This window comes from Algibacter pectinivorans, from assembly GCF_900112595.1.
GTDB lineage: Bacteria > Bacteroidota > Bacteroidia > Flavobacteriales > Flavobacteriaceae > Algibacter_B > Algibacter_B pectinivorans.
Map to the genome: position 1 here is coordinate 50,550 of NZ_FOMI01000008.1, position 18,457 is coordinate 69,006.

11 protein-coding genes are annotated in these 18,457 nt (G+C 33.8%); 9 read left to right on the plus strand and 2 right to left on the minus strand.

What is annotated here, in order from left to right; all coding sequences use genetic code 11:
- Window positions 1-2: 2 nt before the first annotated feature.
- The 6 genes from BMY96_RS12090 to BMY96_RS12110 all read left to right on the plus strand — a co-directional run bounded on the left by BMY96_RS12090 (window position 3) and on the right by BMY96_RS12110 (window position 10,666).
- Window positions 3-1,106: a 6-bladed beta-propeller gene (locus BMY96_RS12090; RefSeq protein WP_245750634.1), complete on the plus strand. Its 1,104-nt coding sequence runs from the start codon at window positions 3-5 to the stop codon at window positions 1,104-1,106.
- A gap of 100 nt (window positions 1,107-1,206) precedes the next feature.
- Complete coding sequence (locus BMY96_RS12095; protein ID WP_245750636.1) at window positions 1,207-4,065, plus strand: alpha-L-rhamnosidase; 2,859 nt, start codon at window positions 1,207-1,209, stop codon at window positions 4,063-4,065.
- A gap of 36 nt (window positions 4,066-4,101) precedes the next feature.
- Window positions 4,102-5,889: a glycoside hydrolase family 43 protein gene (locus tag BMY96_RS12100; protein ID WP_092852535.1), complete on the plus strand. Its 1,788-nt coding sequence runs from the start codon at window positions 4,102-4,104 to the stop codon at window positions 5,887-5,889.
- 241 nt (window positions 5,890-6,130) lie between these two features.
- Window positions 6,131-7,723, plus strand: a complete 1,593-nt coding sequence (locus tag BMY96_RS12105; RefSeq protein WP_092852537.1) for a sulfatase — start codon at window positions 6,131-6,133, stop codon at window positions 7,721-7,723.
- Window positions 7,724-8,724: 1,001 nt separating this feature from the next.
- On the plus strand, window positions 8,725-8,847 hold the full coding sequence (locus tag BMY96_RS16160) for a hypothetical protein (protein WP_262481146.1): 123 nt from the start codon (window positions 8,725-8,727) through the stop codon (window positions 8,845-8,847).
- Window positions 8,848-8,989: 142 nt separating this feature from the next.
- Window positions 8,990-10,666: a GH39 family glycosyl hydrolase gene (locus BMY96_RS12110; RefSeq protein ID WP_092852539.1), complete on the plus strand. Its 1,677-nt coding sequence runs from the start codon at window positions 8,990-8,992 to the stop codon at window positions 10,664-10,666.
- Window positions 10,667-11,141: 475 nt separating this feature from the next.
- Here BMY96_RS12110 and BMY96_RS16080 read toward each other — a convergent pair whose 3' ends face one another.
- Window positions 11,142-11,447, minus strand: coding sequence for a hypothetical protein (locus BMY96_RS16080; protein WP_217639597.1), 306 nt, complete (start codon window positions 11,445-11,447; stop codon window positions 11,142-11,144).
- 311 nt (window positions 11,448-11,758) lie between these two features.
- Complete coding sequence (locus BMY96_RS16085) at window positions 11,759-12,001, minus strand: transposase (RefSeq protein WP_217639598.1); 243 nt, start codon at window positions 11,999-12,001, stop codon at window positions 11,759-11,761.
- A gap of 241 nt (window positions 12,002-12,242) precedes the next feature.
- On the opposite strand from BMY96_RS16085, the gene BMY96_RS12120 reads away from it, so the two are divergent.
- The 3 genes from BMY96_RS12120 (at window position 12,243) to BMY96_RS12130 (ending at window position 18,438) form a co-directional block, all read left to right on the plus strand.
- A complete protein-coding gene (locus BMY96_RS12120) occupies window positions 12,243-15,284 on the plus strand; it encodes a SusC/RagA family TonB-linked outer membrane protein (protein ID WP_245750638.1) in 3,042 nt (1,013 codons plus the stop codon).
- Window positions 15,285-15,296: 12 nt separating this feature from the next.
- Window positions 15,297-16,889, plus strand: coding sequence for a RagB/SusD family nutrient uptake outer membrane protein (locus tag BMY96_RS12125; RefSeq protein WP_092852542.1), 1,593 nt, complete (start codon window positions 15,297-15,299; stop codon window positions 16,887-16,889).
- 154 nt (window positions 16,890-17,043) lie between these two features.
- A complete protein-coding gene (locus BMY96_RS12130; protein WP_245750640.1) occupies window positions 17,044-18,438 on the plus strand; it encodes a cellulase family glycosylhydrolase in 1,395 nt (464 codons plus the stop codon).
- The last annotated feature ends 19 nt before the right edge of the window (window positions 18,439-18,457 follow it).

An 18,457-nucleotide genomic window follows, 5' to 3' on the forward strand; every position in this document is an offset into this window, starting at 1 on the left:
TCATGACTAAGTCTAATATGAACCGCAGAACATTTATTAATACAACAGCAAAAGCAAGTTTAGGTTTGGCAGTTGTGCCTCATTTTAACATATTAAAGTCTAAACCAGAGATGTACGACCATATTATTGGTCATGGCGATTTTAAGTATAAAGTGCATAAATCTTGGGGAGATTTAGATAGGGCTATTACCCCTGTAAAAAATTGTCATGAAATGGTAATGGATTCTCAAGGTAGACTTATAATGGTGGGTGATGACACACATAATAATGTTTTAATATATGATAAATCTGGTAAATTATTAGATGCTTGGGGAGTGCGTTACAAAGGAGGTCATGGATTATCTTTATGGAATGATGGCTCTGATGATTTTTTGTTTATTGCAGATACCAAAGGAGGAGAAATTATAAAAACCACAACTGATGGAAAAGAATTAATGATTATTGGGCACCCATCTCTATATGGAGCTTACGACAAAAAGGATAAATTTAAACCTACCGAAAGTGCCATTGGACCTAATGGAGATATTTACATAGCCGATGGTTATGGTTCGCAATACATACTTCAATTTACAAAAGACGGAGAGTTTATTAGAAAAATTGGAGAAGGAAATGGTACAGGCCAAAACCAATTTCAAACAGCACATGGTGTTTGTATAGATTACAGAGGAAAAGGAGAGCCTACATTGCTAATAACCTCTAGAGCTAGTAATTGTTTTAAGCGTTTTACATTAGATGGCGTGTATATAGAGCAAATAGACTTACCTGGAGCCTTTGTTTGTCGTCCTGTTATTCATAATGATAGTTTGTATTCAGGAGTCTGTTGGTCTTCAGAAATAGACTATGATGCTTCAAGGCGTATGGAAACTCATCCTACAAAAACAAGCCCAGGTTCTGGTTTCGTTACTATTTTGGATGACAAAGGTAAAGTAGTTTCTAACCCTGGTGGTACTAAACCAAAGTATAAAAAAGGAAAACTACAACGCATGGTACAAGAACAACCGATTTTTCGTCATTGCCACGATGTGTGTGTTGATAACGATGAAAATTTATACGTGTGTCAATGGAACGCAAATAAAGCATACCCTATAAAACTTGAGCGTGTTTAATTAATAAACAGTATTGTACAGGACAATTATATTACTTAATACCTATACTTTTAATTCCGAGTATTAGACATAGGACTAAAATAAATTAACACCAATTAAAATGATAAAAAAAAGGTATTTATTTTTCAGTGTATTTTTAGCGTTATTTTCTTTCACATGTAAAGAAGAAATACCTTCTAAACAACTTTTATCTTTCAATAGCTTATTAGTCAATTTTAAAGAAAACCCACTAACAATTGAAAGTGAAAAACCTGTGTTTTCATGGGTGATAGCTGTTGAAGGCTTTAATAAATCACAATCAGCTTATCATATTTTGGTTGCTTCATCTCAAGAAAATTTAAATGAAGACGATGCAGATTTGTGGAATTCAAATAAAGTAAATAGCGATAAATCTACATTTGTAAAATACCAAGGAAAATCTTTAGAACCACTCCAAAAATACTTTTGGAAAGTTAAAATATGGGACGAACAAGATATGGTTTCAAGATGGTCTGAGGTTCAAGAATTTCAAATGGGTTTGGTGGACACTAAGAATTGGGGAGATTCAAAATGGATTACGCTAAATAAAGATACTCGTACTTCAGAACACCGTTTTAGAGGTTATAAAAGAGGTGACATGAAGAAAGAGAAACCAGTTGATGGTTTTGCAGCTAGTTATTTTAGAAATGAGATGGACCTAAGTAAAGATATCGAAAATGCGCAAGTATATATATGCGGTTTAGGTTATTATGAGTTGTATTTAAATGGAACGAAAGTTGGAGACCATGTTTTAGATCCTGCACCATCAAATTACGATAAGCAAGCCTATTATGTGAATTATGATATTACCGAACAATTAAAATCTGGTAAAAATGCCTTCGGAATTATAGTAGGAAATGGGTTTTACGGACAAAATATTTCGTGGAGTAGAGATCCAGAGTCTAACAAAAAAGGAGTGTCTTACGGTCCACCAACCGTACGTTGTTTGGTGAAATTAAATTATAAAGATGGTACATCAGCAGATTTCTATACTGATGAAAACTGGAAAGAAGCTACAGGACCAATAGTATTTAATAATATTTATGGAGGAGACACTTACGACGCACGATATGAATTAGGCGATTGGAATACAGTAGGTTACAATGATGTTAAGTGGGGTAATGCAAAAGTAGCATCACCACAAGTAAAAAAAATAAGTGCCAGTCAAATTCCTCCAATTAAAAAATTAAAAGAGTTTGAACCACAAAAGGTTTTTAAAGGATTAGATGGTAATTGGATTGTGGATTTTGGTCAAAACATTGCAGGTTGGGTTAAATTAAATGTGCAAGAAAAGCAGGGGCAATTAATTGAAATTACAACTACCGAAGCATTACTAACCAACGGAAAAGATATTTTTCCCGGATCAACAGGAGGTGGAGCAAATGGGATGGCACAAATTTACAAGTACATTTGTAAAGGTAGCGAAATAGAAGCTTGGGAGCCTAAGTTTAGTTATCATGGGTTTAGGTATGCAAAAATAAAAGGAGTTTCTACAAAGCCAGATGCTAATATGATTAAAGCAATTTTGGTAGCTACAGATATTCAAGAAACAGGCAGTTTTACATCTTCAGATGAATTACTAAACAAAATGCACAGCATTAGTAAATGGACAATTGTAGACAATGTTCATGGTATTCCAGAAGATTGTCCACACCGCGAAAAATGTGGATGGTTGGGTGATGCACATGCTTTTTGTGAGTATGCGCTTTACAATTACGATATGTACGATTTTTACAAAAAATATATGGAAGACATCCGCACACAAATGCGACCAACAAAAGGACATAATAATCCAGAGATAAAGTTTCAAGTACCAACAATGATTGCTCCGGGAAAACGAACATCAACCTACGCAAAAATAGATTGGGGTGTAGCCACTATGTATTTGCCATGGTATAATTACAAGTTCTATGGAGACAAAGCCATAGTAAAAGAGTACTACGAAGATATGAAGGGATTAACTAATTTTTATCTTAATTATAAAGATATTAATGGCATTATGCAAGATGGTATGGGCGATTGGTGTCCACCAAGATGGGACAGACGTAAAAATCCTTCTGCAATGGAATGTGATCCTATTATTTCGGCAAATGCATATTTTTACGATGTATTAGGTATTATGGAAACTTTTGCTAGAATGAACAACGATGCTGCATATGAAGCCCAAATGAAACAAGAAAAAGAAGCATTAAAAAAAGCTTTTAACAAAGAGTTTTTAGTAGAAATACCTAATACTAAACACAAATGGTATCAAAGTCAAACGGCAACTGTTCAAGCTTTACAATTTGGTCTAGTACCAGAAAGTGATATTGAAAGTATTGTAAATGGGTTAGCATACGATATTGTTGAAGTTAAAGGCGGGCATCATTCTACAGGTATTCACGGTAACAGATATATCTACACCGTGTTGTCAAAATACGGAAAGGCAGATTTAGCACACCAAATTCTAACAACACCAAATTTTCCAAGTCAAACTTATGTCATGAATTCAGGCTTTACTACATGGCCAGAACGCCAATTTGTTTGGGAAGAAATGGAAGGCCCTACAAACTCTTTAAACCACCCAATGCATTCTGGCTTTGCTGCTTATTTTTATGAATCATTAGGAGGTGTAAAATCATCAGAAGACCAACCAGGTTATAAAGTATTTAATGTAAACCCTGAGTTTCCTACCGCAATTACAAACACGGAAGTAAAAGTGCCTACACCTTATGGCGATATTACCAATACTTGGACGTTAAAAAATGAGGTGTTAAGCATGAAACTTAATGTACCGTTCAATACACAAGCAAGGGTTATAGTGACGCCTTCAGAACTTGAAAGTTTAAAAATAAACGGTGTACCTATTACAGAATTTAAACAAAATAATCCTATTAAAATAGCAGACGGATTTGTAATTTTAGGCTCGGGAGATTACACAATAGCGTATTCTAAAAGCTAAGTTTATAAGACATTAAAAATATCTAAAATACATACTATGAAACTAATATATAACACTGTTTTACAACCACTAATTATTATTTTATTAGTGACATTAGTCAGTTGTAATTCAAAACGAGAAAACAAAACAACAGCTTCAAAAGATGTTGCTCAAGCCCAAACAGGTAGCTTTGGAGACCAAGGCGATGGTACATATATCAATCCTATTTTAAATGCAGATTATCCAGATTCTGATATCGAGCAAGTAGGCGATACGTATTATATGATTACATCAAAACAACACATGTCTCCAGGGATGCCTATTCTAGAATCTAAAGACATGGTAAACTGGACAAATGTGGGGCATGTGTTTAACAGTTTATCTTGGGCACCAGAATACAATTGGGATCGTATGAATGGCTATTCTTTTGGTACTTGGGCAGGCGATTTAGCCTACCATGAAGGTACTTGGTATTGTTACCAAATAGATTACCAACATGGTTTAATGGTAGCAACAGCTAAGGATATTAAAGGCCCTTGGAGTAAACCTATTATGATGCTTCCAAAGGCTGAGGTGCTAGACGATCCGGGAGTGTTTTGGGATGAAGAAACACACAAAGCTTACGTAATAATTAATACAGCTGGCAAGCAAAAAGCAGCAACTAATACAATTGAAGGCAACGAAAATAGAATTTACGAAATGAGTTGGGATGGTACAAAAATCCTAGGCGAAGGTAAATTAGTCTACACGGGTATGGGTGCCGAAGCTGCCAAAATCTATAAAATAAATGGAACTTGGTATATCTTTTTAGCACAATGGACCATGGGAGACAAGTCAACCAAACCAGGTGTAAAAAATCCAAAAAACGATAGAAAGCAAATTGTACTTCGCTCCAAAGAAAGTATTTATGGACCATACGAAGTAAAAACTGTGTTAGAAAAAGGTACAGCGTTTAATGATCGTAGTGCGAGCCAAGGCGCATTAATGCAAGCGCCAGATAAATCGTGGTGGTATATGCATCAATTGATTCAGAATGATACCATTCCATTCCAAGGGCGTCCGCAATGTTTAGAACCTGTAAATTGGGTTGACGGGTGGCCAATTATAGGTATAGATGAAGATAATGATGGCATTGGTGAACCTGTAAGGCAATACAAAAAACCCATAGACGGTTACCCAATTACAGCACCAAGTTCAGACGATGATTTTTCATCATCTAAATTAGGGTTTCAGTGGGAGTGGAACCATAATCCAAGAAACACACATTGGTCTTTAACTGAGCGCTCAGGGTGGTTACGCCTTAAAGCAAGTAAAATATTACCAAACGAAAAAGGCTACGGACCAAATATAAACGAGTGGACAAACAACGATGGTTCCGATTCAGATTTTTGGAGAGCTTCTAATACCTTAAGTCAGCGTATTATGGGTGTCACAACAGGAACAGCTGTGGCCAAATTCGATATTTCAGGGATGCAACCACACCAATTAGCAGGATTTGTGCGTTATGGCGGCGTGTTCAATTTATTGGGTATAGAAGTAGACGAAAATGGAAAAAAACACCTGTTTTATATGGATCCTATGGCGCAAAAAACGAAAGGGCCAGAAATAACAGGAAGCGATTTATATGTTCGCACATCAAACAACAGCAACCAAGCTACTTACGAATATAGTCTCGATGGCGAAACCTATAACTCTTTTGGGCCAACGTTTACCATAGCGTTCGGGAAATGGACGGGCGATCGTTTAGGCTTCTTTTCATGGAACGAAAAAGAGGATGCAGGGTATATTGATGTCGATTGGTTTACTTATAATTATGATGGGCCAAAAGCAGCAAAAAGCCTATAAGTATAGATAATTAAGTATTTGGGCGTTACCCACAAGGGGTCGGGCTTTCCGCTATATCTTTTTAATATGTCATTACGAGGAGTTAGTGACGTGGCAAACTGCTACTGTGTAGTTTAAAAACTTCTTTGGTTTAAGTTAAGTATTAAAAAGGATGCCGCTGCAATCCCTAACGCGGGTCAAAAGGAAGTTTTAGTATAAACACATAAATATGTAAGCGATTAGATTTTAACCAATTTACAATATGTATCATTCAAAAATAATCTGTATTTGCTTAATGGTGTTGTCAGTATTTGGGTGTAAAAAAAATAAAGAAACCCAAAAACAAATTGCCAAACCTAACATTCTATTTATTCTAGTAGACGATTTAGGCTATCACGATTTAGGTATTACGGGTAGCACCTTTTACGAAACTCCAAACGTAGATAAATTAGCCAATGAAGGCATGATGTTTACCCAGGGCTACGCGGCAAGTAGAGTATGTAGTCCATCTCGCGCTAGTATCATGACAGGTAAGTTTACAGCACGCCATGGCATTACAGATTGGATAGGAGCAAAAACAGGTGAAGCGTGGCGTACAAGAAATCGATATGATAAATTATTGCCAGCCGATTATGTAATGCAATTACCTAAAGCAGATATTACCATTGCAGAAGCTTTTAAAAATCACGGATATAAAACTTTTTTTGCAGGAAAATGGCATTTAGGAGGTGAAGGTTCATACCCCGAAAATCATGGTTTTGATATTAATATTGCTGGCATAGATGCAGGATCTCCTAGAGGTGGTTTTTTTTCACCTTGGAACAATCCAAAATTACCCAATAAGAAAAAAGGAGAAAATTTAACCTTGCGTTTAGCTAACGAAACTGCAGATTTCATTTCAAAACATAAAGACACGTCGTTTTTTGCATTTTTATCTTTTTACGCAGTACACGCACCTATTCAAACCACAGAAAAAAAATGGAGAAAATACCGTGATAAAGCTGATAGCTTAGGTGTTGCAGATTCAGGTTATGTTATGGAGCGTGTATTACCTATCCGTCAAGTACAAGACAACCCTATTTATGCAGGATTAGTTGAAACTATGGACGATGCTGTTGGTATCGTTTTAAAAGCATTAAAAGATAACGGATTAGAAGAAAATACTATTGTAGTTTTTACTTCAGATAATGGTGGTGTAGCTTCTGGAGATCATTACGCTACCAGTAATTTGCCGCTTAGAGGAGGAAAAGGCTACCAATGGGAAGGTGGTATTCGCGAGCCCTATTTTATTAAAGTGCCATGGTTAAAAAATGATGGCTCTACAACGGAATTTCCAGCAATAAACACCGATTTTTATCCAACACTTTTAGATGTTGCAAATATACCGCTACATCCAGAACAACATATAGACGGTATCAGTCTTAAACCATTGTTAGAAGGAAAGCAATTAGAATTATCTAGACCTTTATATTGGCATTATCCGCATTATGGCAATCAGGGCGGTGAGCCAGCTTCAATAATACAACAGGATGGCTGGAAGTTAATTCATTATTGGGAAGATGGTCGAGAAGAATTATTTAAATTACCTTCAGAAGAAAATGACCAACAAAATTTACTTTTAAAACACCCTAAAATTGCTAAAAGCTTAAGTCGTAATTTAATGTCTTGGTTAAATAATGTAGATGCTAAATATCCTGTAAAAGACTCAGTTTATGATGCTGAAAAAGCTAAAATAAGATATTTAAATACTATAAATAAAAAGTGGCCTTCGCTAGAAAAAAAACGTTTGGAGGTATTGTCAAAGGATTTTCAACCCAATGAAAACTGGTGGAAAAGTAAAGTAACTATAGATTAAATTATAGTATGAGATTAAGTGCTATAAAATACCAATTCGTAATACTAATACTATTAGCCTTAAGTTTTTCTTGTATCACCATTGTAAATAATACAAAATTTAAATTCATTTTTAATGGAAAGGATTTAGAATGGAGGAATATTGGTGTGTTATAAACGTTAAGTAAAAGGGAGCTTTTAAAAACGCACTTATAATGGCGTTTTACAATGCTATAGACCCTACTAGAATTAAGGGATTTGATTTATAGGCGAAATTTGCAAAAAAAAGATAAGTTTGGAAGCCCCATGCAACGTAATCCACTTATTAGATGGCATATTTAAGTATGAATTTAAAAAACAAGGGAGAAACTTATAAAAACAAACCAAATTAATACAAATCTTTTTTTAATAACATTGCGAAAAAAAGTGAATAACTTAAGTGTAATAAGGTGTATTAGTAATAGTGCCTTAGGGTATAAAACCAAAGTATAAGCAAAATATAAAGTTCAACACAAAACTGAAAGGTTTGTAAGAAGTAATCCGTCACTACTCATACATAAAACCGTAAAGAATGGTGTTTTAACATGAGGAGTAGTACCAGAAACCATTTTTAAACGAAATTCTTATATTATATATAAGAAGAACCCTAAAAGTTTTAGTTAAAACTAGGACACAATATTACTAGCTCCGGGAAACATTGTTATAAATTACAGAAATACACTTATAGAAAATATGCCGTTTACTTTAAGAGAATATCAATGCGATATTAATATAAGGAATAGCTGTACTGGTTAAAAAACTTACGAAGAGAAATAGCGCACTACATTAGCCTATTTAGACGAAAAACTGGTAGTTTAGGAATCGCCAAATAATATAACATTAAAAAATATTAGAAACAATGTAAAGGAAAATTATTGGCAATCTAGACTTTAGTTAGACTCTATAGTTGGAGTGAAAACCCTTAAATCCAATGTTAAAACTAACACTTCTAACAAAGTTTATATTATAGTAAAAGATTATTATATGAAGCATTATTTTAATGGTATTTTAATAAGTGAGGTGGTCAATTTAGATACTGTTAATAAGGCAAAATACGGCTATTTAGGTGCGCAAGTTTATATAGATCTGCCAACGAAAACCATGTAAAAATATACAATTAATGCATGTATAAGTTGTGTTTTAACCATTGTAACCTTAATATATGCTTATATTACTAAACCAAGACCCTAATAGAACAGGATAGTAATTTGAACTGTAATGTCTATTTTTGATAAAAAACAGTACACTTATGAAATCAATGAATTTATTTAGAAAACTATTTTTTTTAGTTTTCTTATTAACTTTTTCTGTTTTCTTTACATGTTCAAACTCAGAAGAAATCGAAAAGGAAATGATGGAAAATTCTGAGGTAGAAGAAATCGAAGAAACAGAAGAGGAAGAAATACCAGTTATAGATCCTAATAAAGTGGTTACTATTAATACAGGAGCTACTGTGGGTCAGTTATACAATTTTTGGTCAACACGACCAATGGTTAATCAAACCAGATTTAATAGCGCTAATTTTAGAGCCTCAGTAGAATCTATTAAGGACTATGTAAAAAGCTATAATATGGTTAGGGTTTTAGGAGGTAGAACCGATAATCGTAATAGTTTTTATAAGGGGGTAGATGCATCTGGTAAAATCATCACAGACTTTAGTCTTTTACTTAGAGATATGCGCGGGTTTATGCAAACTGGTTTTAAACCTAGAATTGTACTGGATAATGTACCTTGGGAAATGAGTGGAGAACGTATAGTTGATACCTATGGAAATTCTAAACCACCTATAGATTATGATCTTTGGAGGCAATATATTAATGCTTTTTTGCAAACGCTTATTAATGAATTTGGTATAAACGAAGTTAAAACTTGGCGTTTTAGAGTTGCTACTGAACCAAATTACACACCAAATCATTGGAGAGGTACAAAAGAAGACTATTTTAAGCATTATGATATTACTGTTGATGAGGTACTAAAAGTTATTCCAGACGCCATTATCGGTCCAGGGAATTTGCTTACAGAAAATGTGGCAACTTATACCACCGAGCTTATAGATCATTGTGCAACTGGTACAAACTATGCAACAGGCGAAAAGGGAACGAAAATGGATTTCTTCTGTATTTCATATTACGAAAAAATAGACCAAAATACTGTTAACTTACCAGAAATAGCTTCGCTGTATAGAGCTAAGCTTAATAGTTATTCTCAATTTTCTAACATACCATTTGATATACAAGAATTTGGTATGCTTAGAGATGAGAATGGTGTAAGAGGTGTAAGTTTAAGTGATGGTACAGAATTAGGAGCAAGTTGGTACGCTACTATTGCGGATCTCGCATATAAATATAGGATAACAGAGATTTACGATTGGGGTCAAGAAATTGAAGAAAGTAACTTGCCTGCGGGACGAAAAAATGTAATGCGCTTATTTCAAAAAATGGAAGATGGTAACAGACTTGAATCTATACATAATTTAAACGCTTATGCAGGAATAATTCCTGTGGCTAAGGAAGGTAATATATATTTACTAGTTTATAATCATAATACTTCTAGAAGTACATCAGGAAAAAGAACTCTATATCCAGAACTTAATGGAGGGCAAATTTCGGGAGGTAATAGTTGGAAAATGAATGAATGGACGGTTGATAAAACTCATAGCGTTTTTATGCACGAGTTGTATAAAGATGTTAGAGCAGCGGGTGTAAGTGAGAAAAATAATGGACGTATTTATGGAAATAGACCATCAGACCGTTTTGAAGATGGATGGAAAGATGTTTTAAATGCTAATTTAACCAAATATGAATCAATGGCAGAATTAGCGCAAACTATTACCGACTCAATTGTACAAAAAACTGAAGATAAGCTTACTTTAAAAGTTGATTTGGAATCACATAGTGTTAAGTTAATAGAATTAATTCCGCAATAAAAAAAATAATAAAATGTGACGTCCTAAGAAATAGCGTTACAGAATTAATAATGTTAAGGTAGTGATTTAAAATCACTACCTTTTTTGTTTTTATATTGTTTTCTTTTAACCTTATTTTGATTGTGCATTTCTTGTGGAGTCAACATATATTAGCTAAATGTGGTCTAAAATTATTATATGTTTTTATAGTATTTTGAACTAATTTAGTTTTAATTTCCAAATAGGTATTGTATTTATCAATCGCAATTCTTGTTTTAACACGCCATTAATCCGTTCTGCAATAGCATTTTTATAAGGGGCATAATGCTCTATCATACTTGGTATAATATCATTTTTATTTAATAGATTTTGATAGTCATTAGACCAGTATTGTAGTCCTCTATCAGAATGATTTTTAATAGTTTAGTATTGATAAGTTCTATTTTTTAGAGCCATTTCTAAAGCTGCTAAAGATCCTTTTATATTTAAACTATCACTAACATTGTAACCCACAATTTTTTTTGAATACGCATCTGTAATTAAAGCTAAATATTCTATTTCCAATAAAAGTAATATCGCTTACCCAAACTTGTTCTGGTCTTATAAATTCCATATCCTTAATCTTGTTTTTATGCTTTCTAAAGCGATGATGGGAGTTTGTTGTGATATGATATTTCTTTTTAGGCTTTATTAAAAGTCCGTTAGCTTTGAGTATTTTAAATAACTTATCTCTTCCGACACGGATTTGTTTTAATTCATCTTCCAACAAATAATAGAGTTTTCCAGCTCCTATTTTTGGCATTAAAAGTCGTTTTGACTTTACCAAAGCTATTACTCTAAGACTGAGCTGATACTTTTGTTTGGTGGATTGAATATCTCGATAATAAACCTGTCTATGAACCCCAAGTAAATCACAGGTAGCTGTTATGCTTTGTTTGTGCTTATTTGAGAAGTGTTTTATTACTTGGGTTCTTGCTTTTTTCTGATAGGAATATTAAACTCTTTTTCAGCAATATCAATCATCATATCAATCAGTATCCCTTTTTTGTTAGCTATATCTGCTAAATACTCCGCTCTGTTCTTTTGCTTTTCAAGTAGTTTTACTTGTTGTTCTTATTCTAATATACGTTGTTCTGGAGTTTTAAACATACCTTGTTGGATTGAGTATTGATAATCAAAGTTACCATATTTTTTTAACCAAGTTCGAACGGTAGAAGCAGCTTGAATGCCATATTTATTTAAAGCTCCTGTGGTGGTTAATAGACCTTGTTCTATTTCTTGAACAATTTGTAATTTTAGACTTAAACTGTAATCTTTTTTTGTGCGCTTTTTGTAATTTGAATAGAATGGTTTCATAAATAATGTTAAGTGTAACACTATTTCAGGACGAGACAATTTTAATTTTAAAAACTCAGGTTTAATACTTACCTCAGTTTTTTTATTTTCGATGCATTATATTATAAATAGCATGAGTAATTAAGAAAAAATAATACTCTCTCTTTACAGGACACTGCAGGATACTAAAGGATGCAACAGGATGGTTCTTGCCTTAATTCATAATACTTTGTACTCTGTATAACAAATTAACTAAAACTTTATGAATTTAAAAATTAAATCAAGTATACGTTTAAGTTTAAAAAGAACTTTTATGTATCTTATTTTGGCATGGTCCAGTATGGCTATGTTAAATGCTCAAACTGTAACAGGCACAGTTTCTGCAGATGGACAACCCCTTCCTGGAGCAACTGTTTTATTAAAAGGAACATCAAAAGGGACTAGTACAGATTTTGATGGTAACTTTACAATTAACGCAGATGCCCAAAGTACTCTTGTTATTTCTTATGTTGGTTACCTAACAAAAGAAATCCTAGTAGGAAATCAAACTAATTTTAATATAACATTACAGCAAGATAACGCGCTAGACGAAGTTGTTGTTATTGGTTATGGAACACAGAGGAAATCGGATTTAACCGGGTCTGTTTCTTCTGTAAGTTCAGAAGACCTAACTGCAGTTCCTGTATCTAGGGTCGATCAAGCTTTACAAGGTCGTGCTTCTGGTGTTCAGGTAACGCAAACAAGTGGAGCGCCTGGTGCTGGTACTGTAATTAGAGTAAGAGGTGGTAACTCTATTACTGGTAGTAATGAGCCACTTTGGGTTATTGATGGTATAGTTGTTGGTACTAATTTTAACTTAAATAATATTAACAGTAATGATATTAAATCTATAGAGATTTTAAAAGACGCATCGTCTATAGCCATATATGGTTCAAGAGGTGCAAATGGTGTTGTGTTAGTAAGTACTAAGAACGGATCAGGAGCAGGTTCTGGTAAACCAGAAGTAAGTGTAAATTTATACACTAGTATGCAGTTAGTTCCAGAATTACCAGATTTACTTTCGCAAGCAGAACAAATTGAGTTTACAAATGAGAGTGCAAGATTTAGGTCGGCAGCAGAACCTTTTCCAAACGACCCTTCAACATATCCAGATAATGATTGGTTCGACTTACTTTTAGACCCATCTCCAATTTATAATGCCGATGTGTCTATTTCTGGAGCAACAGATAACTTAAATTACTACACGTCTTTAAACTATTTTAACCAAGACGGATTGGTGAAAAGTACAGGTATTGAAAAATATATATTTAGATCTAATTTAGATTATAAATTAAGCGATAAGGTAAAAACAGGGTTTAGAGTTAATTATTCTAGAATAGAACAAGATAATGGTAATGCCAGTTTTGGTAATGCCTTTGCAACGCTTCGTACGCAACCAATCTATAATGAGGATGGTACCTTTAATGGTTTTGATGACGTTGTAGGTTCTCCATGGTCTAATCCAATAGCAAATATAGCTTTAAACACAAACGAAACTTTTACTAATAATTTATTAGCATCGTTATATTTTGAGTATAAGCCGGCAGAAAACTGGATTATTAGATCTACATTTAGTCCAGAGTTTAATAATACCAAACAAAATAGATTTACGTCTAGTCAAAGTCCTAATTTACTTATTGTAAATGATTTGGGTAACGCAAGTGTAAGAACAGTAGCGAGTTCTGGCTGGAATAATGAAAACACTATTCAATATCAATCAGATTTTGGTGAGAATCATAGTGTAACGGCACTTGCAGGGGCTTCTTTTCAAAAAGTATCTACAGAAATTGCAGAGGCCGAAGCTTTTGGCATAACTAGTGATGCTACAGGGTTTAACAACCTAGGGTTTTCCGATCCTACAAGAAGCGTTGTGTCTAGTGATTTTACAGGATTTCAAATCGCTTCTTTTTTTGGAAGGCTAAACTATTCATTCAAAGATAAATATCTTTTAACTTTAGTTGGAAGAACAGACGGTAGTTCGGTTTTTGCAGAAGGTAATAAATATGAATTTTACCCATCTATTGCGGGAGCTTGGAAAATATCCGAAGAGGCTTTCATGCAAGACCAATCAATTTTTCAAGACTTAAAATTAAGAGCAAGTTTTGGTAAATCAGGTAATCAAGCCATAGAGCCTTATAGAACTAAAGGTGTTTTAGTAGAGGCAAACACAACGCTAAATGGAGTGGAACAACCAGGGTTAACACTAGGACGACCTTCAAACCCTAAATTAAAATGGGAAACCACCAATTCTTTAGATATTGCATTAGAAGCCTCACTTTTTGGGGGTAGAGTATTTACAGAATTGAACTACTACTACAAAAAAACTAATGATTTGCTATTGGATGTAACAATACCAAGACAAACAGGATTTACAAGTCAATTACAAAATGTTGGTTCTTTAGAAAATAAAGGTTGGGAGTTTTTAGTAAATTCAACAAATATTAGCAATCAGGATTTTAATTGGAATTCTACTCTAACATTGTCGTCTAATAAAAATAAAATATTAGACCTAGGTGGTGTCGATTTTATTGATGTTACAGTAGATGCTATTTTGGGCTCTGGTAATACACGATTAATAGTAGGTGAGTCTGTACCTGTATATACAGGAGTACCATTTTTAGGAACATGGAAAAGTCAAGAAGAGATAGATGCATCAGGATTAACAGACCCTCAAGTGGTTGGAGGTTCTAAATTTCAAGACGTTAATGGCGATAACATTATATCAAATGAAGATGCCGTTGTACTAGGAAGCCCATTACCAGATTTAATTTTTGGGTTTGAAAACTCATTTTCATATAAAAATTGGGATTTTTCATTCTATTTTCAAGGAACAGTTGGTAACGAGGTATATAATTTAAGAACACGTAACCATTATTTTAATAGAGGAGAAACTACAAAATTTGCCGAATTAGCCAATAGATGGACACCAGAAAATCCAACATCTAATATACCAAGAGCAGGAGCAGACTCTGTTACAGGAACGCCTCCAAACTCCGAATATGTTGAAGATGGGTCGCACCTACGTTTAAAAACGTTAAGATTGGCTTATAATCTTCCAGTAGAGAAAATGGGACTAAATAGTTTTAAAAACGCAACCATTTATTTTTCTGGTAGTAATTTGTTATTATTCTCTAATTTTAGATTAATTGATCCGGAAGCTAGTAATTTTGGAAGAAGTGGTCTAGGGAATATTGCACAAGGCTATAATGACGGTTCTTATCCTAATCCTCGAGTGTTAACACTTGGACTAAATGTAACATTTTAAAAACAAACACAAATGAAAACAAAACATATATTTTTATACATCCTAATAACTTTTGCTTTTTTTGGTTGTGAGAGCTTTTTAGAGGAAGACCCAAGAGCAGTAATTGCTCCCGAAACATTTTTTGCTTCAGAAAATGATGCAAGACAAGCTATGACAGGTGTTTATGCAATTTTAAAAAACAATTCTCTTTATGGGCAAGTTGGACTAGATGTTTTTTACGATAATGGATGCGATATTATAGAGCCCAATCGTGCGGCAAATATTTTCGAACCTATGGGTAATTATTCCTTAAACGAGGCTATAGCAGATGTATCCGTTCAAAAAATGAGTGTTTCAGATACCTGGAAAGATTTGTATAGAGTAATTAATAACGCAAATATTGTTATTGATCGAGTTACAGATAATGAATCTATTTCACCTGCTTCACAAGCTGATATTATTGCCGACGCCAGATTTGTAAGAGCATTAAGCTATTGGCATATAACGAACCTTTGGGGCGATGCACCGTATTATACAGAAGCCTTAGAAATAGACGAAATTAAAGTTTTAGGCAGAACAGATGAAGCAACTATTATTAGTGGTATTTTAGACGATTTGCAGTTTGCTCAAGCCAATTTACAATCAACATATGTAGAAGACGAAAGAGGTCGCGCTTCAAAATGGGCAGCAGCAATAATTGAGGCCAAAATTTTAATGCAACAAAAAGAGTGGCAATTAGGGTTAGATAAATGTTTAGAAATTATTAATCAATCGCCGCACAGTTTATTATCTAATTATGCCGATGTTTTTGATCCAAAAAACGAATTTAATTCAGAAATTATTTGGTCTTTGGATTTTGCAAAAGATATTAGAGGACAGTTTGAAGAAGGGACAGTGAGAGATGATGGTACTTTACCAGCAGTTTTTGGTAATGGTAACTGGAGACCAAGTATGTTTAGTCCTCGTTTACGAGATGAACCTAAAAACTCAGCAGAAAGAGGGGCATTACGGGAGGCATTATCAGAAAGGGACGAAGCTTTTAATGGTACAGGATTACAAGTAGCATCTAGAGATTTTGCAGAGAAGTTTCCATTAAACGATTTAAGACGACCACTAAATATAATGGATACCTATTTAGGATTTGAATTAAACTTTCCTTACATGCCTAAATTTTGGAATTTGGATGTTAACGATTCACCTCGTTTTAATCACTCTGATAATAGAATGGTATTTCGTTTGGCAGATGTATATTTAATGGCTGCCGAGTGCGAAAATGAACGTCCAGGAGGAAATCCTACATCGGCGTACAATTACATAAAAGAAATAAGAGAACGTGCTTATGCAACAGTAGCGGAAGCCGAGGCTATTAAAGGACTTAGCCAGCAAGAATTTAGAGAAGCCATATACGATGAACGTAAGTGGGAGCTAGCCGGTGAAGCGAATAGAAGATACGACTTAATTAGATGGGGTATTTTATTCGATGTTGTGCAGGATTTAGAGTATAGATTTTGGGACCCTGCCGGCAATATTAAAGCTTGGCATGTTAAACTGCCAATTCCTTTACAAGAATTACAAACCAACCCGAATTTATTGGAGTCTGATCCAACAAATAACGGATATAGGTAGAAGTTAGTGTGTTATTTTATTTTTTTAAGGTCAGAATATAGTTTTATTCTGACCTTTTTTAGTACCTGTTACTTTCTATAAATACAGCATAGTACAGGGTACTATTTAAGTATTCAAAATTTATCTTGCATTATATTTTAATTATTAAATTTTTATGAAATTCCAATTATTTCTAGGAGTATTTTTATTAACCTATTTTACAACTTTTGCCCAAATAAAGCATGGTTTAAGAGATGAAGACGGACGTCATATTATACCTAGAGGTTTCGTGGTTAATACAAATGATCACAAAGGGGAAGTGTTTTTTAATAGCGATGACTATGCAAGAATGGTTAGAATGGGAGCTAACTTTCAAGTAATACGATTAGAATTAGGTAAGCTAAGTCATTTTCCGGGAGGTAAATTAGATCCAACTTATTTGAATAAGCTTGATAATCTGGTAGAACTTGGTAAAAACCATGGGATTAAAACCATTTTTAAAATGACAGTTTATGGAGTTGATAAATTTATTTGGGAAGAGTTTTGGCAAAACAAAAAGGATGAATATGAAACCTATATTGATGCATGGAAAGTGATATGGAATCGATATTCAGAGGAATCTTCGGTGTTAGGTTACGATGTGGTAAACGAACCTAGGAAGTTAACCATGGATATTTCTTATGAAAAACTAACTAATAAATATCTCATTCCGCTATATCAAAAAATTATAGATGAAAGTCAAAAAATAAACGCAGATAAAATGACATTGTTTCAGTCTATCTTCATGAATAAAGGAGAGAAAGTAGACAACAATCAATATTCTGAAATTACGGCGCCCATAAAAAGAAAGAATATTATTTTTGCGCCACATATATATCAAAATGATATTAACTATTTAAAGCGTAATATGGATCGTTTTGATAAAGAATCAGACATGCTAAACGCTCCAATTCTTATAGGAGAATGGGGTTTTCCTACCTTTGCAACAACCGATACTATTATAGATGGCAAACTTGGGCAGTTAAAGTATAGAGAGCTTTACATACGAACAGCAGAGGTATTCGATAAGATGGGGGTAGGCTCAATTAAAGCTTGGTTTTTAGGTAATCGTACCATGCAACATTTTTTGCCGGGTGGTCCTTCAACATGGTCTATTTTTAGCGATAGTACCGATGCAGGTACCGTTGAACGTAAGTATATTACAGATGTAATATCACGACCTTTTCCACAAGTTATTGCAGGAGATATTCAATCGTTTCTATTCAATCATGCTACAAGAAGTTTAGATGTTAAATTAAGGCCAGATAATAGTAAAGGCGCATCCAAAATATTTATTGGTGCCAATAGGCATTATCCAGATGGGTTTTCTGTTTTAATAGGCAATCAGTCAGTTTTATATTATAACCCTTTAAAAAATGTTGGTCTTGAAATTTATAAATTAGCGAAAGGTGTCGATCCAACAAATTTTATTTGGGATTCTAATACCCAAAAGTTAATCATATTAAAATGGCCCGAAAACAAGGATGAAATAGAAATGAAAATTGTTCCAGGCATAAGAAATTTTGAATAGTTAATTAAAATAAAAGTGA